This is a genomic window from Enterobacter sp. ENT03 (genome assembly GCF_019218745.1).
Classification (GTDB): domain Bacteria; phylum Pseudomonadota; class Gammaproteobacteria; order Enterobacterales; family Enterobacteriaceae; genus Enterobacter_D.
Window position 1 is genome coordinate 646,623 of sequence record NZ_JAHUXA010000001.1, and the last position, 25,771, is coordinate 672,393.

Here is a 25,771-nt window from a genome sequence, read left to right on the forward strand (position 1 = left end):
CAGCCGGGAGGGTCAGCGTAGTGGTTAGTTTTTAAACTTCACCGGATTATCACGATAGGCTTTCAGCCGACTGCGCATCCAGCTGCTGCTGTTGCGGTTAACCGCGCTGACCACCCCGGTGGTCGCCCCGCCCCCTACCTGCACATGGAAAATCCCCCGTGACGGGAAATCCAGATACTTCGGCGTGGAGAAGTCCCACTCATGGCGGCTGAACAGCTCGCGCGGCGTGTGGCCCATCATCTTCGCATGCACATCCAGGAACGGAATATCGAGCAGACGGCGGTTGATCGCCTCCACCGACGAGCCGATTTCCGGGTGTCCCATCAGGTAGCTGCCGCCAGTACCCCAGAACTCCTCGTCCAGCTCGCCCACCACTTCATTTATGCTGGCCAGGCGGCTGGCGGGAACCTGCCACGGCAGCACGGGCTGGCGCAGATAACGGCTTAACGCCGCACAGAAATCAAAGGTGCGCTCCCACTCGTAAGGCGTGTAGCAGTAACCGTTTTTGTAAGCGCGGCTGGTGAAATCGTCTGCTTCATAGCGGTCGGCGGCCATAAAGTCTGCGCCTTTTGCCAGCGCTGCCGAACCATCCGCACGGGTATAAGGGATCTCATCAAAAACGCCCACCAGCAGCGCGTACTGCGCGGTGAGTTTGCCCGCCAGATGGGGATCGAGGGTCATTTTTTTATGCGTGCCATCGATCGGGTCGAAAATATCATCATAGGTAAAATCGCTGTAAATCCACTGCGATCCGCCAACGCCCCACAGGTTGACCTGCCAGCCGAGCACTACGTCCGGGGCCACCACGCGCACCAGCCAGTTCACGCCTTTGATGTAGCCTTTTAAGGTATCGGTGATCGCCGACGGCACAGCGACGTTGATGCCGTGATGCGCCAGCGCGTCCGCCAGTGGTTTACGCACCGGGATCGCATAATCCGGTGCGAAGCCGTACTTCTGGCACTCTCCCAGGTAATCCGGGTTCACGATAAAGCCCGCCGGTACCGGATGCGCGGCATCTTTCGCCGCATCCGCCATTTTCAGCGCCTGAATAAAGTTGGCGAAACTGAACTGGTGGCGCACCGGATCTTTAATGATGCGCTCGACGTCCCCCAGCGACAGGTTGCAGGTATAAGACACCATCATCGGCAGCACATGATCGTTGATTTTTGCTTCCACGTTGCGCGCCATCTCAATGATTTTAGCGGTGGGTTCTTTCGCCGGATCAAGATACCCCGATGCGTCGCCCATGCCGTCATCGCCCGAATATTTGAACAGCGAGGCCACGCGCGCTTCCGCCAGATCGTCAACGTTACTCTGCGACATATCCGCGCAGCCGCCAAAGCTCAGGTAGTCCGGGAAACCTTTCACGCGCAGGTTCGCCCCGGCCGTGATGTTCACGGTTAACACCTGCGGCGCATTGCTCTCGATGCGCAGCGGTTGCGGGCTGACATCCACATAATGCACCACGCTGTCATGAATAAAGGGCGCGGTTTCAATGTGATACACACCCGGAGCCAGCACCACGGTTTGTTCGAGGTTGCCGTCGCGGATCGGCAGATTAGCAAAATGGTACTGGCGCGGGATCGCCCCGCCGTCGTTAAGACGCAGATCGAAGGTGGCGTTCAGCCCGTGTTCCGCCCTGACGTGCAGCGTCAGTTTCGCCGAGCCGGTTTGTTTATCATCCTGCTGGCGCACCTGAGTGCTGGTAAACGCCAGATGATGATAACGACCGTTCAGCGCGCCGTTGATACCGTCAAAAATGTAGTGCGTGTTATTAAGCTTCACGTCGTTTATGCGCAGGGCGAAATTGCCGCTGGTGGGCAGGCTTTCCAGACGCTGCGTCTGTCCGGCGCGCAGAACGTGACGCTGTTTTTCCACGCCATTTTGCAGGTACACCAGATGCAGATCCTGGTTCTGCAGGCCGGGCACCGCCGCCAGGTTTAGCGCCACGTCGAGCGTGGTGCTGCGCACTGCCGGAGCAAAGGAAATGTCGAGGCGGGTACGCTGGCCTTTGCTGATGGTCAGTTCCGACGCGCTCAGGCTGACCGGCGCGCGCACGGTGCCATCGGCGGTGCGCAGTTCTTCGACCTGCGCATGCCAGGTACCGGCAGCGAGGCTGAAATAGGCCGTTCCCGCTTTCGGAAAGACGGTTTCGCGTTTTTCACCACGCGTCAGCACCAGCGCCAGCGCAACGCCTTCCAGCCCTGCCGGGAGGCTGGCGCAGTTCACGACCAGTTCCCCGGCGACGTTGGTTTCTTCGTCGGCTGCTGCGGTAAAGGTGTCGCTGAAGGTCGCCCATTTCGGTACGGCATCCGAAGAGGCATTGACGCCGATATGGATCTGGGTGATGACATTGCCAATCGCCTGGCCATCGGCTGCAGTAATGGTCACTTTATAATCGTAAACCCCGTTGCCGATTTCGCTCGACTCGATATTCAGTTTAAATTCACGCCACGGACTGGATGAAATCGTAATATCCCCTTCGGTAATTTTACCCGGGGCGCTAAAGGTCAGAATGAGTTTTTGTTTTATATCGACAGTGCCGCCCGATTTGGCTTTAAAGCCACGCAGATCGGCGGTGGGATACCAGGTATCGTTAGTAATACTGTGGCTAAAATCCAGTTGCATAATACATCTCCGGTGAAATACAAATAGCGATTAAACCTGACCGACAAGACAGGGGTATCGCGGGTCAGTGTTCAGGCGATGTCATTTATAAATTACCCGAAACTTAATTACAGCGGAGGCAGCCGTTAAAAGAGTGTTAATGATATAACGTGTTCATGGTCATATTCTTTTACGCATCTTACTGCGTAAAAATAATAAAGTTTGATTTGGCTCTCTGTTCTCAAAAAAACTCAATATTGATGAATGAGAGTTATTGACGCGCGGTCACCTGCGTTTTAAAAAACGGCCACCACAGGGAGCGTTCATTTAGGACAGAAAATATGCAATTGCCCGCAGATTATTATCAGCGACTGTATGCCGGGGTACTGGGAAAATTAATCGGTGTCTATTTAGGCCGGCCATTTGAGGGCTGGCGTTATCAGGAAATCGTCCAGCAGCTCGGTGAAATTAATTATTATGTGCATGAAAAATTTAATCGCCCGCTGGTGGTCGCCGACGACGACGTGGCAGGTACCTTTACCTTTATTCGCGCGCTGGAAGATTATGCGTTAGCGGATACGCTTACCGCGGAACAAATTGGCCAGTGCTGGCTGAATTACATTATCGATAAGCGCACTATTTTATGGTGGGGCGGCAACGGCAATTCCAGCGAGCAGACGGCCTGGCTGAACCTCAAAAAAGGCATTCCCGCGCCGTTAAGCGGTGCAACGGCCACTAACGGCAAAACCATAGCCGAACAGATTGGCGCACAAATTTTTATTGATGGCTGGGCGCTGGTCGCGCCGGGCCAGCCTGCGCTTGCGGCGTCATTAGCGCAAAAAGCCGCCAGCGTCAGTCACGATGGCGAAGCGGTATGGGCGGCGATGCTGTGGGCGGCCATGGAGGCCCAGGCCTTTGTCTGTGACGATATTCAGCACCTACTGGATCTGGGGTTGTCGTTTATCCCTAAGGAGTGCGAAATCGCACGCATGATCGCCGACGTTCGCCGCTGGCATCAGCAGGATGGCGACTGGCATCTCACCCGCGAGAAGATTGACGCTCAGTATGGGTATGACAACTATCCCGGCAACTGCCCGATGGTGCCCAATCACGCCCTGATGATCATGGCGATACTCTATGCGCCCGATAATTTTCAGCAGGCGCAATGCATTATCAACACCTCGGGCCGGGATACCGACTGCAACGCCGGTAACGTCGGCTGCCTGTCGGGGATCATGACCGGGCTGGCGGGCATTGATGCCGGGCCGGACTGGCGCGGGCCGCTGGCGGATCGCCTGCTGATCTCGTCGGCGGACGGCGGTTTTTCCATTAATAACGCCGTGCGTATTACCGATTATCTGTACGATCTTGCCCATTCGCTCGCCGGGCTGCCGCGCCCTGCGCCCCGTAAAGATGGCGCTCCGTTTCACTTTTCGCTGCCGGGCAGCGTACAGGGTTTTCGCTCGCTGTCGCCGTCGGTGCGGGTGAGCAATGCGGCGTATCAGGGGCGAAATATGTTATGCCTGGATTATCAGTCCCTGCCGCCAGACGCCCCGGCCTGCGTGACTACCCTTACCTTTTCACCGCCGGAAGTGGCCGACATGCTGAGCTACGCCAGTTACGATCTGATGGCGACGCCGCTGGTCTATCCCGGCCAGCAATTACAGGCCACGCTGTTTGCCCCGCCGGATAACCGGCAGGTCGTCTCGGTGCGGCTTTGCTACCGGGTATACGACGAAAACAGTGAACTGCACTGTTACTATGGCGATCCGCAGCCGTTGCGACCGGGAGGCGGAATTACGCTGACCATGACGCTGCCGGACAGCCACGGTCAGCCCATTGCCGAGGTGGGCGTGGCGCTGGCGGCGGCGTCTGCCGGGCGAGTGCTGGTGGATACCCTGCGCTGGGACGGTGCGCCGCATCTGACGCTGCGCAAACCCACGGGCAACAGCGATTTCTGGTGGCGCGCCTGGGTGAACGGCGCGGATTTACTTTCACGGCACTACCCCGATCGTTTCCGCATCGCCAGCGAACGGGAGGAAGGGCTTTTGATCCACGGCACCCGCGAATGGCGCGATTATCGCATCCAGGGCGATCTCACGCTGCATCTGGGGGAGTATGGCGGGCTGGCGTTTCGCTTTCAGGGCATGCGCCGCTATTACGCCGCGCGTATTACCCGCGATGAAAAATTCCAGCTGGTACGGGTGCGCGACGCTACATGCTCGGTGCTGGCGGAAACCCCGCTGGCGGGCGTTTTCGAGCGCGAGATCGCCTTTGATATTCGCTTGCAGGGCAGGCGTATTGTGGCAAGCGTAGATAACATCCAGCTTAGCGTGACCGATGAAGACGCCGGGGCGTTCACCGACGGCGGTTGTGGACTGCTGGTGTTCGCCGGTGCCATCTCCACCGCCGCGCTGCACCTTTCTCCGATCCATTAACCCTGACCGTTACCCGGCGGAGCTGATATTTCGCCGGGTAATCATTGACCGGACAATGAGGTCCGTAAAGTGATTCGTTTCATTAATTAACCACGTAGTGTTTGTCTTAACGGCATTATCTCCCGTAAGATAAACAGTATAACTCTATTAATGGAACCAGTAAGGTTATGTCCCCTACCATCTATGATATTGCGCGCGTGGCAGGCGTTTCAAAATCCACCGTATCGCGGGTCCTGAATAAGAAAACCAATATTTCGCCGCAGGCGCGGGATAGCGTTCTTAAAGCCATGCGTGAGCTGAATTATCATCCGAATAAAGCCGCGCGCGCGCTGACCTCCTCCGGCTTCGATGCCATTATGGTTATTTATACCCGCCCGACAAAAACCACGGCCGGCAATCCCTATTTCTCTGAAGCATTACATGCCATTACCGAAAAAGCGGAGGAAGTAGGGTTTGACGTGATATTACAGACTTCATTAAACCCTGCGGATGAACTGCAAAAATGCGAAAGCAAAATTATGCAGAAGATGATCAAGGGCATTATTATGCTCAGCTCGCCGGCCAATGAGTCATTTCTGACACAGCTTGACAGACATGGTATTCCGGTGGTGGTGATCGGCAAAGTCGAAGGACAGTTTGAACATGTCTATTCGGTGGATACCGATAACTATCAGGACAGCGTCGCCATTACCGAGGCGTTAATTAAAAACGGGCATAAAAATATCGCCTGTATTCATGCGCCGCTGAGCTATCACGTTTCCATCGATCGGGTTAACGGTTATAAAGCGAGTTTGCAGGCCAGCCAGTTGCCGCTGCGTGATGAGTGGATCATTGACGGCGGCTATATGCAGGAGAGCGCCCTCGACGCCGCCCGCGCCTTACTGAGCCAGCCGATGCTGCCCGACGCGATTTTTGCCACCGACAGCCTGAAGCTGATGAGCGTCTATCGCGCCGCCGCTGAAAAAAACATCCGCATCCCGCAACAGCTCACGGTGGTGGGCTATCTCAACGAAACGCTCTCTTTTATTCTCAACCCGCCACCCGGCGGCATTGATGTGCCGTCCCAGGAGCTGGGCGCGCAGAGTTTTGATCTGATTTTCAAGCTGATTTCCGGCGAAAAATGCCCGCGTAATGTGATTGTGGCAACGACGATTAGTTGAGTGAAACAGCAGAAAAGAGTGGCACTGGCGTGCCACTCCTGGTGAGGTATCAGAACGCGTAGTTAACGCCGACGCCGATATAGTGGAACTTATCGTCGCTGCCTTCGTCATGACCCTGCCATTCAAACGCATAGTCCAGCGTCATGGACAGGCCGTTCTGGAAATCGTAGGCGTACAGCATACCCAGGCGGTTCATGTCGTGATCTTCGCGGGTAATATCATCCTGCCAGTCCCAGTTTGACCAGCGGTCGAGGTCAATACGGGTGTAAGGCGTTAAGGTGGTATTGCCTAAAGCGATGGGGAAATAAGCACGGATCTGCTGCGTGGAGAATTCACCGTTATTACGCCCGCTGTCCATATTAAATCCACGCTCAAGATAGTAGTTGGTCACTACCGAGAAGGTATCGTTGATTTTATACGTAAAGCCGGTTTCGGTTTCCACGCGGCTGTCAGCATAGCCGGTCACACTGAGATCGTTGGCAAACTGGTAAAGAGCCAGCCAGCCGCCAAAACTCCAGGCGTCGTTGAGTTGCACATTCCAGTCCGGCGCAACTTTCCAGCGCTGCATATTCGCGGTGCCGGCGTCATCGTTATGCTCATCCTTAAAGTGATACCCATAATTACGGAAGCCGCCGGTCAGACCGAGGGAGAAATCCTCCCGGTCGATAAACTGGTAGTGAATTTCCAGTTCCGGGCGATCAAACCACGAGCCGCGCGTACCGCTGCTGTAGTCCACCGGGCCTTCCTGATAGTAGGCCATTGCCACGCGCCACGGGCCTTTTGAGGCATTGAACCAGACTGACGGTTCATACAGCCCGTCCATGTCCTCACCCTGGCCTTCGACGTTTTCACTTTCATACATGGCACCAATATTAAAATGCCAGTCATTATTTTCAGCTGCCTGCGCGCAGAATGTCCCGGCGCACAGGATCAGTGCGGCACGGCTCAGTAAGATATTCATTTTCATTCCTTAGAAAAATAAAAATGGTTAACCGGAATCGCTGTCCGGCGATGTATTTATAAACTGCGTTTATTCGTTAAACAGCTTGTTCTGTTTCCGCGTCAAAGAAATGACACTTATGCATATCGAAATAAATGTTGATATTATCTCCTGCGTGATAATCATTAACGGCCCCGGCACGTACCACTAATTCGTGCCCCCCCACGGTGCTGTACAGCATGAACTCCGCACCGGTTAATTCCGCCACGCTGATACGCGCGGCAACACAATTTTCTTCCTGGTGTTGCGGATGAATATCTTCCGGGCGAATACCCATGACCACCGCTTTATGCTGACAACCGCTGGCCTGCAATGCGTTTAATTTATCGGCCGGGATGGTCAATTTAAGGGTTTCGGTAATAAATTGATTACCGTCGATGGTGCCGCGAATAAAGTTCATTGACGGCGAGCCAATAAATCCTGCGACAAACATATTGGCCGGATGGTTATAAACGGTTTTCGGTGCGCCTACCTGCTGAATAATACCGTCCTTCATGATCACAATCCGCGTCGCCATGGTCATGGCTTCGGTCTGATCATGGGTAACGTAAATCATGGTGGTATTCAGCTTCTGGTGCAGCTTGCTGATTTCCGCACGCATCTGTACGCGCAGCTTGGCATCGAGGTTCGACAGCGGTTCATCCATCAGGAATACCCCGGCTTCGCGCACAATGGCGCGACCGAGGGCGACACGCTGACGCTGGCCGCCGGAGAGTGCGCCCGGCTTGCGCGTTAAATAATCGCGCAGGCCGAGGATTTGCGCCGCCCAGCTGACGCGCTCGTCGATAATTGCCTTGTCGATCTTCTGCATTTTCAGGCCGAACGCCATGTTGTCGTAGACGCTCATGTGCGGATAGAGGGCGTAGTTCTGGAACACCATCGCGATGTTACGCGCCTTGGCGGGTACGTCGTTGACGCGCTTGCCGTCGATCATCAAATCGCCGTCGCTGATCTCTTCCAGACCGGCGATCATGCGCAGGGTGGTGGATTTACCGCAGCCCGACGGCCCGACAAAAACAATAAATTCTTTGTCTTCGATCTCCAGGTTGAAGTCTTTGACCACGTGGACCTGGTTGTCATAAATTTTCTGAATATGTCGCAACGAGAGTTGTGCCATGGTTGTGTCCTTACTTTCTGTGTTGCCAGAATGCTGATAAACGCGCCCACGTCAGTTCTTCCGTAGAAGAGAGACGCAACATGGCGTGATTTAAGGTGTTGCCGATGCCGACCGACGCCATGCCGCAGGCATTGATAGCGTCAATACCGGCCTGCGCATCTTCCACGCCGATGCAGGCCTGCGGGTCAACGCCCAGCCCGCGACAGGCGTTAAGGAAAATTTCCGGATCCGGTTTCGAGTGGCGAATGCGCGACGCATCGGCGCAAAAGCCAAACAGATCGGTCATCTCCAGCGCCTCAAGGATCGCCGGGGCATTCAGGGAAACCGACGCGAGGCCCGTGGGAATGCCGTGAGCGCGCAGCTCAGTGAGCAGCGTTTTGATCCCCGGCAGCACGGCGCGGGGGGTGAGCTGGCGCAGCGAATCGACATAAATGCCGTTTTTACGTGCCGCCAGCGCCGCGCACTGCTCTGGATTAAACGCCTGCTCGCATCCACCGTGCGCCAGAATGCGCCGCAGCGATTCCATGCGGCTGATGCCCTTCAGGGTGGCGTTAAAGGTTTCATCGATGTCGATGCCCACCTCGCTCGCCACCTGCTGCCAGGCGTGAAAATGCAGTTCAGCGGTATCGGTGATCACGCCGTCAAGATCGAAAATAACGGCGTGTAGTTGCTGTGCCATAGCGTTAGTGCCCCTCCGTGGTAGCGGTCCCGGATGTCGGTAAATAAAAATCGCGTAGTAAACAGGTCAGCTCGCCGTCCACCGTCACGGGCTGCTGATTGAGATACAGCGTGACCGGGGCCGTGCTGCGGATGCGGATCTGCTTGGCATCGAGGGTGATGTGCAGCGATACGCCCTGCCAGCACAGCGGGAAGTCGAGTTGCTGCCAGCCCTGGGGTAAACGCGGCGCCAGATGCAGATCGCCATGACGCACTGACAGCCCGGCAAAGCCCTGGATTGCGCCGAGCCAGATCGCCCCGGTAGCGGCAGCGTGAATACCGTCATCGCAGGAATGGGCGTCGCCACCGAGATCGATGTCGGCCCCTTCGCGCCAGAAACGGTAAGCGGTGTCGGTGTCGCCGCAGCCTGCTGCCACGATGCCGTGGATCGCCTTGCTGAGCGACGAGTCGTGAATGGTGCGCGGCTCATAAAAGTTCAGGTTCGCCAGACACTGCGCGGGCGTGAACTGCTCCGGCAGCATATAGGTCAGCATCACCACGTCTGCTTGCTTGAGGATCTGCATCTCGTTGACTTCCGCCCGCGAGTAATCCAGCAGGATGGTCTGCTTACCCGCATGGGTTTTATAGGCGCTGAGATCGATCGCCGGTTTTTGCAGGAAGCTGTCATCCTGGGGCAGGACGCCATCCGCCTGCGGTTGCGGCAGCCACAACAGCTTCAGGAAACGCTCCGCCTCGCGCTGAAACGCCTCGTCGCCGCAGGCAAAGTGGCGGGAAAACGTCAGCGCCTGTGCCACGTTGTAGTGCGCCAGATAGCTGGTGTAGGCGTTGTTATTCACGTGCTCGGTGTACTCGTCCGGGCCGATAACGTCGTGGATCTCCAGCTGGCCATTCACCTCTACCGCGCGACTGATCCAGAACGTCGCCGTGTCGATGAGCAATTCCAGCCCTTCGTGCGCCATAAAGCTGTCGTCGTGGGTGGCGTGCCAGTAGGCCACCACCGCCCAGGCGATGTCTGCCACCAGGTGATGCTCCGCCAGCGCAGAGGCCACTTTTTGCCGTACGCCGGTACGGATATTGATCGCGGCGAACTCCGGCGTTTCTTCGTCGCCGCTGCGGGCGCTCTCCCACGGAAACAGCGCCCCCTGCCAGCCGTTTTGCCGCGCTTTGTTGCGCGCGCCCGGCAGATTGTGCCAGCGGTAGCGCAGTAAGCGGCGGGCGATGTCCGGCTGGCTGAACAGGTGGAACGGTAGCAGGAACACTTCGGTATCCCAGAAGATGTGCCCTTTGTAGCCCTCGCCGGTCAGCCCTTTCGCGCCAATGCTGCTGCGCTCGTCGTGGCCCGGCGTCATGATGTGCAGATGATACAGCGCGTGATCCAGCGCCTGCTGGTCGCGCGGATCCGCGCTTAACACCTGTACGCGGCTGCGCGCCCAGAAGGTCTGCCATTGCGCGTCCGAGACGGCACGCAGCGTGTCATAACCCTGGGCAACGCAGCGTTCAAGCGCGGCGCGCCCCTGCTGACTGAGCGATTCCTGCGACGCCGTACCGTCATCGCACCAGGCGACCCAGCTCAGTTTTTCCAGCGTGATGCTCTCGCCCGCCGCGACGTGCGCCGTGTTGTGTTGCAGAAGCTGACGGTTTTTCGCGGTAAAGCAGGTGCTGGCGGCCCCTTTTACGCGGCACCAGCTGGTGATGGCGACATCCGCCGCGCCGTCCTGGGTGGCGTAGATGCCCTGTAAATAGTGTTCACCAAAGACCCGCAACTGCACTTCATCCAGATGCTGACGACCGCTGTTGGTCTGGGTGGCGTCAATGCCGGTGACCAGCGACACGCGGGTGTCGCCGTTTAACGGCGTGATGGTCAGCGTCATGGCGAACAGCGGCAGCTGATCGGCCGAGGCGAAACGGCGGCTGCTGATGCGGTACTGCGCGCCCTGTGGTGAACGCCAGACCAGCGAGCGCGTTAACTCGCCGGTGGCGAAATCCAGTTCACGCTGCCAGTCGCTGATGACACCGCCTGCGGTGGTAAAAATCTCGCCGTTAAGTTCGATCTGCACGCCGATAATATCCGGCAGGTTGACCAGCTCGCTGGTTTCGCCTTTGCCCGCGCAGTGGTACAACCCGGCGAGATACATGCCGCGAGTTTGCAGCGGGCAGGTTTCTTCGTGAGTGGCACGCACGCCCATGTAACCGTTGCCGGTGGTCATCAGCGAGGCGTATTTGTTCAGGCTATGCAGACTGCATTCCGTTTGCCTGAGCGTCGAAAGCTTGATCATAATTCCACACTTGTCCCTGTCTCGGCGGCCCGATAAAGTGCGGCCACCAGCTGCTGCACGATGCGTCCCTGTTCGGCGTCGGCAACCGGCACCGCCTCGCCCCGCACGTGACGCACAAAGGCGTCCATGCTGCGCAGGTGGCGGTTGTCATCAGCCTGTTCACGGGCAAACAGCGTTTTCAACTCGCCGCCCTCGTCGGTGTATACCTGCGCCGGAAACAGCGTCGCTCCGGCCTTATCGCCGCAGAACGTCACGTTCATGATCGACTGTGGGGCAATGTTGAGCGCAAACGACGTTTCCAGCCGCAGAATGCCGCCGTTGTGAAATTCGATGGTGCCGAACAGCGCGTCTTCCACGCTGTAGGTCGCCGGATCCCACTCGCCAAACTGACCGCTGTTTTTACGGGTACCGATTTTCTGAAAGCTGTGAGCGCTGACGCGCTTGACCGCCGGAAACCCGAGCACGTAGAGCGCGGCATCCAGCATATGAATGCCGATGTCGATCAGCGGTCCGCCGCCCTGAAGTTCTTTATTAGTGAAGACGCCCCACCCCGGTACGCCGCAGCGGCGCAATGCGGTCGCGGTGGTGACATACACTTCGCCCAGCGCACCGTCGATCACCTGCTGGCGCAATAATTGCGCATCCAGCGCGAAACGGTGGTGAAAGTCGTAGGCCAGCACTTTTCCGGCGCGGCGGGCGGCGCTGCACATGGCTTCTGCCTGCTCCGGCGTCATGGCGGGCGGCTTTTCGCACATCACATGGCATCCGGCCGCCAGCGCCATCATCACGTGATCATAGTGAAAGCGGTTGGGCGAGCAGACGCTGACCACATCAGGTTTCACCGCGTCGAGCATGGCCTGCGGATCGTCCCAGACCGTGATATGCGCGCCGTACTTCTCTGCCATCGCCTGCGCCTGAGAGAGGCGGCTGTCACAGACAGCCACCAGTTCCACAGCGTCATGGGTGCAGTAGTACGAAGCGTGTACTTTATCCGCCACCTGCCCGGCACCGATAATGGCGACGCGCAGCGGTGAAGTCGTGGTTGCACTCATCACAGAGAACCTCTTAGCAGGTGCGCAAAAAGGCCAGTGACTCACGGTAAGCCGCGCACGGATCTTCTGCCCGCACGCGCCCTTCGTACACCACGTATCCCTGATAGTTATCGGCGCGCAGCTGATCGAACAGCGCGCGGAAATTCAGCGTGCCGCTGCCCGGCTGATAGCGATGGTTGTCAGCAATATGCACGTGCCCCAGCAGATCGCGGTTGTCGTGCAGCGCTTTCGCCAGATCGTCTTCTTCGATGTTCATGTGGTAGAAATCGCCGATGATCTGCACGTGTTTCAGATCGTTGTCCAGGATATAACGACGGGCGTCGGCGAGGGTGTTGATCATATGATCCTGGTAGCGGTTGAGCGGCTCCAGATAAACCGTGGTGCCGGTACGCGCCGCGACGTTTTCGAGATAACGCAGCGAATCGCTGACCGCTTTGCGATCGCCCGCCAGGCTGCGCGGCGAGGTCATCGGCGGCAGACGGAAAGTAAACATGCCCCAGGCCGCCGGGACGATGATCCCCTGCCCGCCCACTTCTGCCAGCGCTTCCAGAATGCGTTCGATCTGTTGCAGGCCGTTGAGACGGCGTTCTTCGATAAAGTCGCCGATCCAGCCGTCGTAGCCGCCACAGGCGGTGGTCACCGGCAGGCCGGTTTCTTTAATGGCCGCTTTTACCGCGTCAACATTGTTGACCAGCAGTTTGCCGTCGATCTCAAAGCCATCGAAGCCCATTTCTTTGATAAAGCGAAATTTTTCCAGAATGTTTTCCGGGAAGAAGGCCTGGTTCTGTGTTCCGATTTTCATGTTCAGTAATCCTTTACCTTAAAAGGTGACGCCCATTTTGATGCTCTGTTCCGGATGACGATCGACGAACTGCATATAGCTTTCCGGGCTGCTGGCGAAGGTCACCACCGGGTCGATCAGCGCGTCGCAGTCGAGATAGCCGTTCATCAGCAGTTCCCAGCAGGTTTCCTCGATGCGTTTACGGCTCCAGCGCGGATAGTCCGGGTTCGGCTCGCTGCACGCACGGGAGAAGACAATTTTGGCGTTGTTGAAATGCGCTTCGCGGCCAAGGTTGAAGCCTTCTGCAAACGGCTTGGCGAAGGCGACGTAAGAGATGGTGCCGCCGTAGGCCAGCCCGCGCAGCGCCGATTGCAACGCATCGGCGTAGCCGCTGGTTTCGATGATCACGTCTGCGCCCTGTTTGCCAGTGAGCTTTTTGATCTCCAGACCCACATCAGTGCCAATCGGGTTAAGGCAGAAATCCGCCCCGTAACGGCGGGCAATATCACAACGGTGGGCAATAGGATCGACGCCGATCACCACCGAGGCCCCGGCTTTTTTCGCCAGCTGGACGGCAATCTGACCAATCGCCCCCAGACCGATAATCACCACAAAATCGCCGACGCGGACGTTGGCATCGCGCACGCCGCTCATGGCGAACTGTGCCGGGTCATAGCAGACCGCGTTTTTCCAGGAACTCCCCTGCGGCATTTTGCGCAGTTTGTAGTTATTGACGGCGTTAACGATGACGGTTTCGGACAGCGGGCCGTAGCTGCATACCCGATCGCCAATGGCATAGTCGGTGACGCTTGCGCCGCATTCGATAATGTCGCCAACGATCATATTGCCGAGCTGGAATTTGCCAAATTCGATACCGCGCGGGGCGTCTGTCGGACGCGGGGTAAACATCTGCCATTCACCGTTGAATTCCTCGTCGATAAACGGGCTGGCGGCGCGAAAATCCACCACTTCCGTGCCGTGTTTTGGCGCACCAAACATGACGCGGATTTTGACTTCGTTCTCCGCAATGGCACGATCTTCATATTCCACCAGCGCCGCGATGCGCGGTGCGGTTGCTACTAACTTCTTCATCTTAATCTCCATTTAAAAACAGGCCGCCTTAGCCTTTAACGCCACCGGCGGTCAGACCACTTTTAATAAAACGTTCAGAAAGCGCATACATGATCACCACCGGCAGCGCGGTCACCAGCGAGGCCGCCATCATGCGTCCCCAGATATAGTCCGGCGTGCTGAACAGCGTGTTCAGGCCGACCGGCAGGGTGAAGTTGCTGGCGCTGGAGAGGAAAATCGAGGCAAACAGATAGTCGTTCCACGCCACCATGAAGCAGTAGACGAAGACCGACACCAGCCCGGATATTGCCAGCGGTACGGTGATGCGGAAGATAATTTGCAGGCGATTCAGACCGTCCATCATGGCCGCCTCTTCGATCTCATCCGGGATGGTGTCGAAGTAGCTTTTCAGCATGAACACGGCGGTAGGCAGCGTCTGCGTGACCATGGTGATGATCAGCGCCATTTCGGTGTCGTAGATGCCAAGTGCGGTGATGATCTTGAACAGTGGCACCACCAGCAAAATGCCGGAGAACATGTACACCGTGTAAAAGCTGGCGTTGATGGTCATGCGGCCCTTAAAGCGCAGGCGGGAGAGCGCATACGCCCCCAGCGTGCCGAGAAACACCGCCACCGTGGACGACACCACCGACACCACCATGCTGTTACGGAAGTAGTCGACGAACGGAAAGATCAGCGGGTTAAAAATGTCGATATAGTGCTCCAGCGTCCACTGCTGCGGCAGCAGCGTCGGCGTGAGTGAAATCGCCTCTTTCGCGCCTTTGAATGAGGTCATCAGCATCACGAAAAATGGAAACAGCGTGATGATAAGAAAGGCGGCAAGCCCAAGGTAAAACCCGATGCGGCTGAGGGGGCGTTTATTTGTTGCCATGGAGATTCACCCGTTTTCTGGTCAGCAAAATTACCGCGAAAATAATGACGAACAGCACGATAGAAATGGCTGCCGCTTTTCCTAAGTCATTAAATGCGAAGGCCGTTTTATAGAGATAGACGCCGAGAATATCGACCTTGGTAGTCAGCAGATAAACGTCGGCAAACATGTAGAACATCCAGATAGTGCGCAGTGTGATGACCGTCGCCAGCACTGGCATAATCGCCGGTAGCGTGACGATACGAAAACGCTGCCAGGCGTTCGCGCCGTCCATTTCGGCGGCTTCATACAGCGATTTGTCGATGGTCTGCAAAATCGCCAGAAAGGAGATAAACGCATAGGGGAAGTAGCGCCAGATGGCGAACAGCACCACCAGCACGAAGCTGCTGCCCGGATTATCAAACCACAGCGGCGCCTGATCGTAGAGATGCAGCAGATCGACGCCGAGATAGTTCACAATGCCGTAGCCGTTGTTGAACATGTATTTCCAGGCGAAGACCAGTGAGATCGACGGCGTCACGTAGGACAGAATCACCAGCGAGCGCGCGGTTTTGCGCAGACGAAACTCGCGGTTGAAGAAAATCGCCACCGCCAGGCCGAGCACGGTACTGCCCGCCACCACCAGCACGGTGTACCACACCGTCATCCACAGTGAATGCCAGAACCCTGGATCGCTGAGGATACGCATGTAGTTATCCAGCCCGACAAACGTCGCGTCGATGCGCGGGTTTAGCGGCAGGCGTAAAAAACTGATTTCGATATTTGATACCATCGGCCAGGCTACCAGGCCCCCCAGCAGCAGTAAGCTGGGGGCCAGTAGCAGCATGGCAAAAGGCATATCAGAACGACCTGAAAACAACCTTTTCATAACTGCAATCCACATCCATTGATTAACGTTGTTTTACAAGTTCTTCCAGCGTCGCCTGACCCTCGGTGAGGGTTTGCTTGAGATCGTTATTACCCACTGTCACGTTATGTACCGCGCGGTTGATCACGCCCGAGCCGGTAACGTCGCCCATGCGGGTGAAGTTTTTATCGCCGACCGATCCGAAGACCTGCATATTGGGATACTGGGCAATCAGGTCGTACGGCAGTTGACCAAAGGCTTTGATCACCTCGTTGTCTTTCCACAGCGCGGTGTCGGTGACGCCTTTGTTGGCCGGGAACGCCGCGCCCGGCGACATCATTACCCACTCCGCTTCGTTTTCTGCTTTGTGCATAAAGGTGACGAATTTCCCGGCGGCAGCGGTTTCCTCTGCCGTCTGGCCGTTGCTGATGGTCAGCGAGGTGATCGTGCCGAACACGGCAGAGGATTTTTCAGTCGGCACCATAAAGCCGAGGTTGGCCGCATCGCCCTCTTTAAACACCGCTGGCAGGATGTAGGTGGAGTAGATCGCCATCGGTGCGGCACCGTTCATAAAGGCGTCTTTGATTTCCATGACGTTGTTGGAGCCAGGCATGGTGGTCCGGGAGAGTGAGCGGTACATTTCCAGCGCCTGTTCCATTTCCGGCGTGTTCAGCGTGATGCTGCCGCTGGCGTCAAAAACGTTGGCGTTGTTGGAGAGCGCGAACTGCGAGAACGCCTGTTCGGTCATCACGCTTTCTGCGGTCGGCAGCGCGATACCGTATTTTTTCTGCGCCGGATCGCTGAGTTTCTGCGCCGTTTCCAGTAACTGCTGCCAGTTCTGCGGCTCGCTCAGACCCGCATTTGCCAGCACATCTTTTTTGTACCAGACGCCCTGTAACCAGGCGCTGATTGGCACGCCGTTCCATGCCGCCCCATCTTCGGTACGCACGATACGCAGCACGCCGTCATAGAAATTCTGCTCGCCCACGGAGGCGATGACCTCACCGATGGCTTTACGATCCACCAGCTGTTCTTTGTCCATCACTTTGGCGTAGTCGTGGCTGGTTTCGATCACCTCCGGCAGCGCGCCGGTACGCGCCAGGGTGATGATTTTGGTGTTAAAGGCGTCCTCTTCCACCGGCACCTGTTTTACCGTGATGTCCGGGTTTTCTTTCTGGAACTTATCGATCAGGCGAGAAATAACCGCCTGACGTTCCTGCTCAACCGAGGAGTGCATAAATTCAATGGCGACCGTCTTTTTTTCTTCTTTACAGCCAGAAATAAGGGCGCACGACACCAGTGCTGATAACAGCACGATTTTTGATTTAGACATAAGATGTTCCTTTATTGTTTTTTGATCCACATGACCTGCCACGGACGCAGGGTTATTTCCGCGTGAGAGACAGGACATTCACTTATTAAATCAAAACCTGCATTGTGGATTTTTATTTGCTGTTCGGTGTTACTGATATTAAACAACGCCTCCAGCGTGTCGCCGTTTTTAGCGGTACGGGTAATTTGCATTACCTGCGGGGAAATACTATTAATGCTAAAACCGCTGTCAGGATGGAACACGGTGTTTTGCCGACGCAACACAACCATTCGGGATAACGCGTGATAAACGCGATGGCGCAACGAACCGCTGGTTTGCAGCTCATTTTCAATATCGTCCTGCTGATATTTTTGCCGGTTAATCGCCCGGTTATAACCTAAACGTTCTACGCCCTCATAATCGTTACGCGATCCCATAATGCTCTGAATATAAATTGCCGGCACGCCAGGGAAGGTCAGCAAAATAGCGTGGGCGAGCAGGAAGCGGGCCAGACGTTCATCGTCGCTGCTTTCGCGCGCGCTTAGCGCATCCATATAGGTGACGTTGACTTCGTACGGGCTGCGGGTGCCGTCCGGGTTATTCTTCCAGTTAACTAACGCGCCTTCCTGACGCAGTTGCTCCACTAAATGCAGGATTTCCTCTTCCGGCAGAATACCGCGCAACGGGTTAAGCCCGATGCCATCGTGAGAGGCGAGGAAGTTAAACCAGGTGGTGTCACGGCCCGGCAGCGTTAGCCCCTGCGCCCACTGGCACAGGGCGGTGGCGTCCTGACGGTGAACGGCATGCAGCACCAGCGGCGGCAGCGAGAACTGATACACCATGTGCGCTTCATCGCGCCCGTTGCCCAGATAAGCGATATTGTCTTTATGCGGGACGTTAGTTTCGGTGATGATCACCGTGCCCGGCGCGACTTCGTCAGCAATGGCGCGGAACAGCTTGATCAACTGGTGGGTTTTCTCCAGATGAATGCAACTGGTGCCCGGCGTTTTCCACATGAAGCCAACCGCATCCAGGCGTACATAATCCGCCCCTTGCGCCAGGTAGTGCAGCAGCACGTCAACCATTGCCAGCAGCACGTCCGGCTCGCTGTAGTTGAGGTCAATCTGATCGTCGCTGAAAGTGGTCCACAGGTGGCGCGTTGAGCCATCATGCAGGGTGAACGGCGTTAATAAGGGCAGCGCGCGAGGGCGAGTCACCGCCGATAAGTCGGTGGCCGGATCCATCGCCAGAAAGAAATTCTCAAAGCCGGGTTTCTGCTGAAGATAGTGATTAAACCATTCACTTTTTGCCGACATATGATTGCAGACAAAATCAAACATCAGCCGTGCCTGGTGGTTTAATTCTGCAATATCGCTCCACTCCCCTGCTTCCGGCGCAACGCGATGATAATCAATTACTGAAAAGCCGTCGTCGGAAGACCACGGACAGAAAGGTAATAAATGGACGTGCGAAAAAACGGATTTAAACCACTTATAATAAAACGCATTAAATACCGCTAGCGGCTTTGCGTCTTCATGATGAAATTGATCGGCGTAGGTAATTAATACCACGTCGCTTTCATCCCATTTTTGTTTGCGGCTTTGTGAAATGAGCGGCCGGTATTTCTCAATACTGGCGATTAATTTTTCATGATGCAGCGCGGTAAAATTGTCGGCATAAACAGCCTGGAGGATCTTGTTAATGTTTCCGTTCATTTGACTTTCCGTGGTATCGGTCCCATGACGCGGAAATTACTCCTCCTGAAATCGGGTGTCAACGTTACCAGGCGGCCTGTCGGCGCATTAACGCAGAATTAAATCGATATTTGTGAGCCGTCGCAAACTTATCAACAAATAGTTTTTAATCTATTTAAGAAAGAAGGGGCAATATATATTCAGGATATAAATAATAAGTCGGGAGTTATTTATAATATCAATAAAAAACGGCTCCCCGTCAGTACGGGAAGCCGTGTGTATGCAGGAAAATCAGTCGATGCCTTTGCTGCGCAGGTAATCTTCGTAGTTGCCGCTGAAGTCGATAACGCGTTCAGGGGTGATTTCAATCACGCGGGTCGCCAGCGAGCTGACGAACTCACGGTCATGAGAAACAAAAATCAGCGTGCCCTGGTACATTTCCAGCGCCATGTTCAGCGATTCGATGGATTCCATATCCAGGTGGTTGGTCGGTTCATCCATCACCAGAATATTCGGGCGTTCCATCATCAGCTTGCCAAACAGCATGCGACCTTTCTCACCACCGGAGAGCACTTTTACCGGCTTTTTGATGTCGTCCTGGCTAAACAGCAGACGTCCCAGAATGCCACGCACAACCTGCTCGTCGTCGCCTTCCTGTTTCCACTGGCTCATCCAGTCGAACACGGTCATGCCGTTTTCGAATTCATATTCGTGATCCTGGGCGTAATAGCCGATTTTCACGTTTTCGGACCACTTCACGCTGCCGGTGTCCGGCGTTAAATCGCCGACCAGCGTTTTCAGCAGGGTGGATTTACCGACGCCGTTGGTACCGAGGATCGCCAGTTTCTCGCCCACTTCCAGCAGCAGATTGACGTTCTTAAACAGCGGACCGTTTTCAAAGCCTTTGCTGAGCTGCTCCACTTCCAGCGCATTACGGAACAGTTTTTTGTCCTGCTCAAAGCGGATGAACGGGTTCTGACGGCTGGACGCTTTCACTTCATCCAGCTTGATTTTGTCAATCTGGCGCGCGCGGGAGGTTGCCTGACGCGATTTGGAGGCGTTAGCGCTAAAGCGGCTGACAAACGACTGCAAATCGGCAATCTGGGCTTTTTTCTTGGCGTTGTCTGCCAGCAGACGTTCACGCGCCTGGGTCGCCGCGGTCATGTATTCGTCGTAGTTGCCTGCGTAAACGCGCAGTTCGCCGTAATCGAGATCCGCCATGTGCGTACAGACCATGTTCAGGAAGTGACGGTCGTGCGAAATAATGATCATGGTGCTGTTACGTTCGTTCAGCACCTGCTCCAGCCAGCGAATGGTGTCGATGTCGAGGTTGTTCGTCGGTTCATCGAGCAGCAGAATGTCCGGGTTGGCGAACAGCGCCTGTGCCAGCAGCACACGCAGTTTCCAGCCGGGGGCGACTTCACTCATTGGGCCGTAATGCTGTTCCAGCGGGATCCCCACGCCAAGCAGCAGTTCACCGGCACGGGATTCAGCAGAGTAGCCGTCCATTTCGCCGTACAGCACTTCCAGATCGGCCACTTTGTAGCCGTCTTCTTCGCTCATTTCCGGCAGGCTGTAGATGCGATCGCGCTCCTGCTTCACTTCCCACAGTTCAGCGTGGCCCATGATCACCGTGTCGAGCACGCTGAATTCTTCGAAGGCGAACTGATCCTGACGCAGCTTACCGATGCGCTCGTTCGGATCGAGGGAGACGTTCCCCAGCGTCGGCTCTAAGTCGCCGCCGAGGATCTTCATAAAGGTGGATTTTCCGCTACCGTTGGCACCAATCAGGCCGTAACGGTTGCCGCCGCCAAATTTGACGGATATGTTTTCGAACAGCGGCTTAGTGCCGAACTGCATGGTGACGTTGCTGGTAACTAACACGGCGTTATCCTAAAAATGTGTGACAAACCGTGCATTATGCCACAATTGCGAAATGAAATCGCGCCTCGTGATCGGCGGCTACACTGAGCGTTTCAGAAAAAAATGTGATTTCGTACACATCTGAATTCCATGCGCGGGGGAATGCACATATAATGCGCTCCCATCTCCATTAAGACTTAACTAAACGGCCGGATGGCCAGTGGCAAAGATACCTCGCATAACATGAAAATTAAATTAACAACGATTTTAGCGGCGGCATTCGCAGTAGTAGGATTTTGCAAATCTGCCTCTGCAGTAACTTATCCACTGCCAACCGACGGCAGCCGTCTGGTTGGTCAGAACCAGGTCATCACGATCCCGGAAGGTAACCAGCAGCCGCTGGAGTATTTTGCGGCGCAGTACCAGATGGGCCTGTCTAACCTGCTGGAAGCGAACCCGGGCGTTGACACCTATCTGCCGAAAGGCGGTAGCGTGCTGAACATCCCGCAGCAGCTGATCCTGCCGGACACCGTCCACGAAGGTATTGTGATCAACAGTGCCGAAATGCGCCTTTATTACTACCCGAAAGGCACCAACACGGTGATCGTGCTGCCTATCGGTATCGGTCAGTTAGGCAAAGATACGCCGATCAACTGGACCACCAAAGTTGAGCGTAAGAAAGCCGGTCCGACCTGGACACCAACCGCCAAAATGCACGCGGAATACATCGCAGCGGGTAACCCGCTGCCGGCCGTGGTTCCGGCTGGCCCGGATAACCCGATGGGTCTGTATGCGCTGTACATTGGTCGTCTGTATGCCATTCACGGCACCAACGCCAACTTCGGTATCGGCCTGCGCGTGAGCCACGGCTGTGTGCGTCTGCGTAACGAAGACATTAAATTCCTGTTCCAGAACGTGCCGGTCGGCACCCGCGTGCAGTTTATCGATGAACCGGTGAAAGCCACCACCGAGCCGGATGGCAGCCGTTATGTGGAAGTGCACAACCCGCTGTCCACCACCGAAGCACAGTTTGAAGGTGGGGAAATCGTACCGATCACCCTGACCAAGAGCGTGCAGAGCGTGACCAGCCAGGCTGACGTTGATCAGGCTGTTGTTGAGCAGGCCATCGAAAACCGCTCGGGTATGCCGGTTCGTCTGAACTGATTTTGCCCCGGCAGTAAACAAAAAAAGCGATGGGAAACCATCGCTTTTTTATTAGCCGTGATTAACCATAATCACGCCACCATGATCGTAGCGATAATGGCAATGGGCATACTCCAGCGGCGTGCCGTCCTCCAGATAAATCACCTGCTCCACTTCCAGCACCGGATCGGTGTCATCGCAGCTCAACCAGCGTTTATCCTCGGCATTCGGCTTTAGCGCGCGCACCACGCGGTACGAGCCCATAATTTTCAGCGCCAGCGTGTCCTGCACATAACGAAATACCGAGCTTTGCAGATGACCGCGGTTAAGGCCGGGCACCAGACTCACCGGCATCAGCGTAAACTCCAGCGATACCGGTTCCCCGTCAAGCAGCCGCAGACGCACAAAGTCATAGACCGGCGCATCGGCGTCAATCAGCAGCGACTCCTGCTCTTTTTCGTCGGGAAAGCGTAAATCGAAGCGGATGATTTCACTGGTGACGGTGCCGACATTTTCCCAGGTTTTGGTCGCGCCGTAATAATCGCTGCCGGGCAGATCCCACTGGGAGAGCTGGAGGAAATTCTTGCGGATGAAGGTCCCTTGCCCCTGACGGGTATACACCAGCCCTTCGACGATCAGCTGGCGTATCGCCTGCTGGATAGTCATGCGGCTGGTGCTGAATTCCGCCGCCAGCGCAAACTGGTCGGGCAACGGCTCGCTGGCAGAATACTGCCCGCTCATGATGCGCTGCTTGATTTCCTGCGCGATAGAAACGTATTTCGCCGACATTGCCCGTTCCTTTTATTATTCGACTATCCCACTGTTTTTTAAGGCCACTCGCTCGGCTATCTTGAGGAAAGGCAGGTAGAAGAATACACCAAAGATGATGATTATCAACTGAACGACCACCGCCCGCCAGTCCCCCGCCGTGGCCAGCCAGGCGCTCAGCACCGGTGGCGTGGTCCAGGGGATCATCACCACGCAGCGCGACATTAACCCGAGCGTGGTGCAGATCCAGGCGAACAAAATCCCGATAGCCGGCAGCAGCACAAAGGGGATCATCAGCGGAATATTAAACACAATCGGCAGACCAAAAATCACCGGCTCGTTGATGTTAAACAGCCCCGGTGAAATCGACAGACGCGCCACCTGTTTCGCCGACTGCTGGCGCGAGAACAGAAAGATGGCGATGAGCAGCGACAGCGTACTGCCGGTGCCGCCGATCATGCCGAAGGTCGGTACAAAGATATTGTTGATGATGTGCGGGATCGGCTGCCCGTTAGCAAACGCGATCATATTTTCGTTGGTGTTGATCAGCAGGAACGGCTCGAGCACCACGGCGTTGACCACCGACTGATGAATACCCAGCGTAAACAGAAAGTTACCAAAGCTGTAGATAAACAGCGTGCCCGGCAGACTGGTATTAATAAGCCGCAACGGCTGCTGGATCAGCGTGGTGATCAGGTGGATCAGATCGGTGTGCAGCACGTTCGCCAGCAGCGCGGCGATAATGGCGAAGGTGGAGAGCGTAAAAATGGTCGGCAGCAGCGCGGAAAAGGATTTGCTCACCGCTGGCGGCACGTTTTCGCCGAGCGAAATATCGAGCTTTTTGAACCCGGCGATGCGGATAAACAGCTCGGTGGACAACAGGCCGATGATCACCCCGGCAAAAATCCCGGTGGTGCCGATATTGGCAAACGACAGCAACTGGCCGACCGTCACTGTGGCCTTGCCGCCTACCGGCACCACGTCGAGCTGGATGGGCATCATAATGATAAAGCTGGATAAGGCGATCACCACTGCCGAGACCGGGTTGTCGAAGTTTTTGTTGCGCGCCAGCGACCAGGCGATCATCGGCGCGATCAACAGCGCCGCGATATTCAGCGTACCGTTGATGATCACATCGCCCCACACTTTAAAGCGCGTCAGCATTTCTCCGTCCATTACCCACGGAAACACCACGTTATTCACCAGCACCGCCAGCCCGGCGAGAATAAAAATGGGCATCACCGCGGCAAAGGCATCGCGCAGGGAGCGCAGATGCACCTGGTTGGCGATACGGGCGGAGAACTCAACAAATCGATCAACAAACGACTGCATATTCGGTTTCATGTTTGCATCAGACATCGCAGATACCTTCCCTTCAATCAGTCACAAAACGGTCTGGCAGGCGGGATCACATCTCGTCGCCGTTACTGTGGATCACACGTTTGAACCAGGCGTAGCTCTTTTTCGGCACGCGTTTCAGATCTTTCAGATCGTGGTTTTCACGGTTCACATACACCACGCCGTAGCGCTTACGCATGTCCCCCTGCGAGCTGAGAATGTCAATCAGCCCCCAGCCGAGATAGCCCATTACCTGCGCGCCGTCCTCAAAGATGGCATCTTTCATGGCCTGCAAATGCGCACGGTGATAGTCGATGCGGTACTGGTCGTCGATGGGGTTAACGCCGTCCCAGGATTCGATCACGCCAATACCGTTTTCAATCGGGAATACCGGCAGCCGCCAGTCGTTGTAATAACGGGTGATAATGGTGCGAAAACCGAGCGGATCGATCTGCCAGTTCCATTCGGTGGCGGTGAGGAACGGGTTATTTTTGTCGCCATGCAGCAGGTAATAGTTCACCGGCGTACCAGCGGGAATGGCATCACTGTCCAGCGTCTTACTGGCGTAGTAGCTGAACGCCATATAATCATTTTTCACGCGGGCGATTTCCGCGAGATCCTCGTCGCGGAAAATATCCTGGAAGCCTTCGCGCGCCACTACCGCCATCACCGCCGGGCTGTAGCCCTGACCGGCATAGACCCGCAGCAGGTTCTGGTTGAGAAATTCGTCATACTGCTGCGCACAGAAAATATCCTGCGGCTTACAGGTGGCGGGATAGATCAGCTGATGCGCCAGCATACCGCCCATCAGCTGCCCCGGTTTGGTGTCATGCAGATAGTGCGTCAGCCGGACGTGGGCCATCATCACGTGATGCGAGATCTGGTACAGCTCGCGCAGCGTTTTCTCGCCTTCCAGATAGCCGCCGACCTTAAAGGCTTCCGGCATGTGGTAGATATTTTGCTCGTTAAAGGTCAGCCAGTACTTCACGCGGTCGCCAAAGCAGTCGATCATCTTTTTGCCGTAGCGGACAAACGCCTCCATGACGTGACGATCGGTAAATCCATTGTAGGTCTTTGCCAGCGCCAGCGGCATATCAAAGTGGTAGAGGCAGATCATCGGCTCGATGCCGCGCGCCAGCAGGTCGTTGATAAAGCGATCGTAAAAGGCGATGCCCTCGGCGTTAAACTCCCCGTCGCCCTGGGGACAGACGCGGCTCCAGGCGATCTGAAAACGGTAGCAGTTCATGCCGAGATCCTGCATCAGGTCGAAATCTTCGGCATAGCGATGGTAGGAGTCGGTGGCCACTTTCCAGTCAGAAGCGAATTCGCTGGCTTCGCGGATGTCGTACACCGACGGTCCCTTTCCGCCTTCGTTCCACGCCCCTTCCGTCTGCATACTCGATACCGAGTTACCCCATAAAAAACCCGCCGGTAAGGATTTAGTCATCATCTGATCTCCGCTGGTAGATATGTAAAGTCATTTACTTTATATGACTAGTCATATAGCGGATGCCGATAAGGCAAGCAAAGGGGGACCGTGGGTTTTGTGACCAGTGCCGAAAAGATCGCGTAATCATTTTTTGTATGCGGCAGGTTGCGCTCGGGATCAGGGTGATGGTGGTAGGTTGCGCTCTAATTTAATGTTGTGGAACAACGGAACGCCGGATGGCGAGAGCGCGCAAGGGGCGGCCAGTCGCCGCCGCCCCCTGCACCCCCGGGCTTCCGGCAAGAAAA

General features: G+C 55.9%; 19 protein-coding genes. 3 read left to right on the top strand and 16 right to left on the bottom strand.

Going from position 1 to position 25,771, the window contains the following annotated elements; genetic code table 11:
* Nucleotides 1–24 precede the first annotated feature (24 nt).
* Complete coding sequence (locus KW828_RS03090; RefSeq protein WP_218334937.1) at nt 25–2,628, bottom strand: hypothetical protein; 2,604 nt, start codon at nt 2,626–2,628, stop codon at nt 25–27.
* Nucleotides 2,629–2,948: 320 nt separating this feature from the next.
* On the opposite strand from KW828_RS03090, the gene KW828_RS03095 reads away from it, so the two are divergent.
* Both KW828_RS03095 and KW828_RS03100 read left to right on the top strand, forming a co-directional pair.
* Complete coding sequence (locus KW828_RS03095; RefSeq protein WP_218334938.1) at nt 2,949–5,045, top strand: ADP-ribosylglycohydrolase family protein; 2,097 nt, start codon at nt 2,949–2,951, stop codon at nt 5,043–5,045.
* 167 nt (nt 5,046–5,212) lie between these two features.
* Nucleotides 5,213–6,205, top strand: a complete 993-nt coding sequence (locus KW828_RS03100; RefSeq protein WP_218334939.1) for a LacI family DNA-binding transcriptional regulator — start codon at nt 5,213–5,215, stop codon at nt 6,203–6,205.
* A gap of 49 nt (nt 6,206–6,254) precedes the next feature.
* On the opposite strand, the gene KW828_RS03105 is transcribed toward KW828_RS03100, so the two are convergent.
* The 12 genes from KW828_RS03105 to KW828_RS03160 all read right to left on the bottom strand — a co-directional run bounded on the left by KW828_RS03105 (nt 6,255) and on the right by KW828_RS03160 (nt 20,809).
* Complete coding sequence (locus KW828_RS03105) at nt 6,255–7,166, bottom strand: OmpG family monomeric porin (protein ID WP_218334940.1); 912 nt, start codon at nt 7,164–7,166, stop codon at nt 6,255–6,257.
* Between the two features lie 76 nt (nt 7,167–7,242).
* On the bottom strand, nt 7,243–8,322 hold the full coding sequence (locus KW828_RS03110) for an ABC transporter ATP-binding protein (RefSeq protein WP_218334941.1): 1,080 nt from the start codon (nt 8,320–8,322) through the stop codon (nt 7,243–7,245).
* A gap of 10 nt (nt 8,323–8,332) precedes the next feature.
* Nucleotides 8,333–9,001 carry a beta-phosphoglucomutase gene (gene pgmB, locus KW828_RS03115; RefSeq protein ID WP_218334942.1) on the bottom strand — a complete coding sequence of 223 codons (669 nt, stop codon included), beginning with the start codon at nt 8,999–9,001 and terminating at the stop codon, nt 8,333–8,335.
* Nucleotides 9,002–9,005: 4 nt separating this feature from the next.
* Nucleotides 9,006–11,276, bottom strand: coding sequence for a glycoside hydrolase family 65 protein (locus tag KW828_RS03120; RefSeq protein ID WP_218334943.1), 2,271 nt, complete (start codon nt 11,274–11,276; stop codon nt 9,006–9,008).
* A complete protein-coding gene (locus KW828_RS03125) occupies nt 11,273–12,331 on the bottom strand; it encodes a Gfo/Idh/MocA family protein (protein WP_218334944.1) in 1,059 nt (352 codons plus the stop codon). Before KW828_RS03125 ends, KW828_RS03120 begins: the two co-directional genes overlap by 4 nt.
* A gap of 10 nt (nt 12,332–12,341) precedes the next feature.
* The gene (locus KW828_RS03130; protein ID WP_218334945.1) at nt 12,342–13,130 is read right to left on the bottom strand and encodes a sugar phosphate isomerase/epimerase; all 789 of its coding nucleotides are present in this window, start codon (nt 13,128–13,130) and stop codon (nt 12,342–12,344) included.
* A gap of 18 nt (nt 13,131–13,148) precedes the next feature.
* Nucleotides 13,149–14,201 (bottom strand): zinc-binding alcohol dehydrogenase, encoded by a 1,053-nt coding sequence (locus KW828_RS03135; protein ID WP_218334946.1) that lies wholly within the window; start codon nt 14,199–14,201, stop codon nt 13,149–13,151.
* Between the two features lie 28 nt (nt 14,202–14,229).
* Nucleotides 14,230–15,072, bottom strand: coding sequence for a carbohydrate ABC transporter permease (locus tag KW828_RS03140; protein WP_218334947.1), 843 nt, complete (start codon nt 15,070–15,072; stop codon nt 14,230–14,232).
* Complete coding sequence (locus tag KW828_RS03145) at nt 15,059–15,940, bottom strand: carbohydrate ABC transporter permease (RefSeq protein WP_218334948.1); 882 nt, start codon at nt 15,938–15,940, stop codon at nt 15,059–15,061. The genes KW828_RS03140 and KW828_RS03145 overlap by 14 nt, the downstream gene beginning before the upstream one ends.
* A gap of 22 nt (nt 15,941–15,962) precedes the next feature.
* The gene (locus KW828_RS03150; RefSeq protein WP_218334949.1) at nt 15,963–17,252 is read right to left on the bottom strand and encodes an ABC transporter substrate-binding protein; all 1,290 of its coding nucleotides are present in this window, start codon (nt 17,250–17,252) and stop codon (nt 15,963–15,965) included.
* Nucleotides 17,253–17,263: 11 nt separating this feature from the next.
* Nucleotides 17,264–18,946, bottom strand: coding sequence for a sugar phosphorylase (locus KW828_RS03155; protein WP_218334950.1), 1,683 nt, complete (start codon nt 18,944–18,946; stop codon nt 17,264–17,266).
* A gap of 270 nt (nt 18,947–19,216) precedes the next feature.
* Nucleotides 19,217–20,809: an ABC-F family ATPase gene (locus KW828_RS03160; protein ID WP_129362181.1), complete on the bottom strand. Its 1,593-nt coding sequence runs from the start codon at nt 20,807–20,809 to the stop codon at nt 19,217–19,219.
* A 222-nt stretch (nt 20,810–21,031) separates the two neighbouring features.
* Between KW828_RS03160 and ldtB the strand changes: the two genes are divergently transcribed.
* On the top strand, nt 21,032–21,952 hold the full coding sequence (gene ldtB / locus KW828_RS03165; RefSeq protein WP_072569424.1) for a L,D-transpeptidase: 921 nt from the start codon (nt 21,032–21,034) through the stop codon (nt 21,950–21,952).
* A gap of 51 nt (nt 21,953–22,003) precedes the next feature.
* Here ldtB and KW828_RS03170 read toward each other — a convergent pair whose 3' ends face one another.
* The 3 genes from KW828_RS03170 to KW828_RS03180 are packed head-to-tail and all read right to left on the bottom strand — an operon-like array spanning nt 22,004 to nt 25,484.
* A complete protein-coding gene (locus KW828_RS03170; protein ID WP_218334951.1) occupies nt 22,004–22,720 on the bottom strand; it encodes a GntR family transcriptional regulator in 717 nt (238 codons plus the stop codon).
* Between the two features lie 15 nt (nt 22,721–22,735).
* Nucleotides 22,736–24,058: a PTS sugar transporter subunit IIC gene (locus KW828_RS03175; RefSeq protein WP_218334952.1), complete on the bottom strand. Its 1,323-nt coding sequence runs from the start codon at nt 24,056–24,058 to the stop codon at nt 22,736–22,738.
* 49 nt (nt 24,059–24,107) lie between these two features.
* Nucleotides 24,108–25,484 carry a glycoside hydrolase family 1 protein gene (locus KW828_RS03180; protein WP_218335365.1) on the bottom strand — a complete coding sequence of 459 codons (1,377 nt, stop codon included), beginning with the start codon at nt 25,482–25,484 and terminating at the stop codon, nt 24,108–24,110.
* Nucleotides 25,485–25,771 lie beyond the last annotated feature (287 nt).

What these genes read in the sequence shown, in the direction of transcription:
- KW828_RS03090 (WP_218334937.1), bottom strand. Translation starts at nt 2,628, where the DNA reads ATGCAACTGGATTTTAGCCACAGTATTACTAACGATACCTGGTATCCC.
- KW828_RS03095 (WP_218334938.1), top strand. Translation starts at nt 2,949, where the DNA reads ATGCAATTGCCCGCAGATTATTATCAGCGACTGTATGCCGGGGTACTG.
- KW828_RS03100 (WP_218334939.1), top strand. Translation starts at nt 5,213, where the DNA reads ATGTCCCCTACCATCTATGATATTGCGCGCGTGGCAGGCGTTTCAAAA.
- KW828_RS03105 (WP_218334940.1), bottom strand. Translation starts at nt 7,166, where the DNA reads ATGAATATCTTACTGAGCCGTGCCGCACTGATCCTGTGCGCCGGGACA.
- KW828_RS03110 (WP_218334941.1), bottom strand. Translation starts at nt 8,322, where the DNA reads ATGGCACAACTCTCGTTGCGACATATTCAGAAAATTTATGACAACCAG.
- pgmB (WP_218334942.1), bottom strand. Translation starts at nt 9,001, where the DNA reads ATGGCACAGCAACTACACGCCGTTATTTTCGATCTTGACGGCGTGATC.
- KW828_RS03120 (WP_218334943.1), bottom strand. Translation starts at nt 11,276, where the DNA reads ATGATCAAGCTTTCGACGCTCAGGCAAACGGAATGCAGTCTGCATAGC.
- KW828_RS03130 (WP_218334945.1), bottom strand. Translation starts at nt 13,130, where the DNA reads ATGAAAATCGGAACACAGAACCAGGCCTTCTTCCCGGAAAACATTCTG.
- KW828_RS03135 (WP_218334946.1), bottom strand. Translation starts at nt 14,201, where the DNA reads ATGAAGAAGTTAGTAGCAACCGCACCGCGCATCGCGGCGCTGGTGGAA.
- KW828_RS03140 (WP_218334947.1), bottom strand. Translation starts at nt 15,072, where the DNA reads ATGGCAACAAATAAACGCCCCCTCAGCCGCATCGGGTTTTACCTTGGG.
- KW828_RS03145 (WP_218334948.1), bottom strand. Translation starts at nt 15,940, where the DNA reads ATGAAAAGGTTGTTTTCAGGTCGTTCTGATATGCCTTTTGCCATGCTG.
- KW828_RS03150 (WP_218334949.1), bottom strand. Translation starts at nt 17,252, where the DNA reads ATGTCTAAATCAAAAATCGTGCTGTTATCAGCACTGGTGTCGTGCGCC.
- KW828_RS03155 (WP_218334950.1), bottom strand. Translation starts at nt 18,946, where the DNA reads ATGAACGGAAACATTAACAAGATCCTCCAGGCTGTTTATGCCGACAAT.
- ldtB (WP_072569424.1), top strand. Translation starts at nt 21,032, where the DNA reads ATGAAAATTAAATTAACAACGATTTTAGCGGCGGCATTCGCAGTAGTA.
- KW828_RS03170 (WP_218334951.1), bottom strand. Translation starts at nt 22,720, where the DNA reads ATGTCGGCGAAATACGTTTCTATCGCGCAGGAAATCAAGCAGCGCATC.
- KW828_RS03175 (WP_218334952.1), bottom strand. Translation starts at nt 24,058, where the DNA reads ATGTCTGATGCAAACATGAAACCGAATATGCAGTCGTTTGTTGATCGA.
- KW828_RS03180 (WP_218335365.1), bottom strand. Translation starts at nt 25,484, where the DNA reads ATGACTAAATCCTTACCGGCGGGTTTTTTATGGGGTAACTCGGTATCG.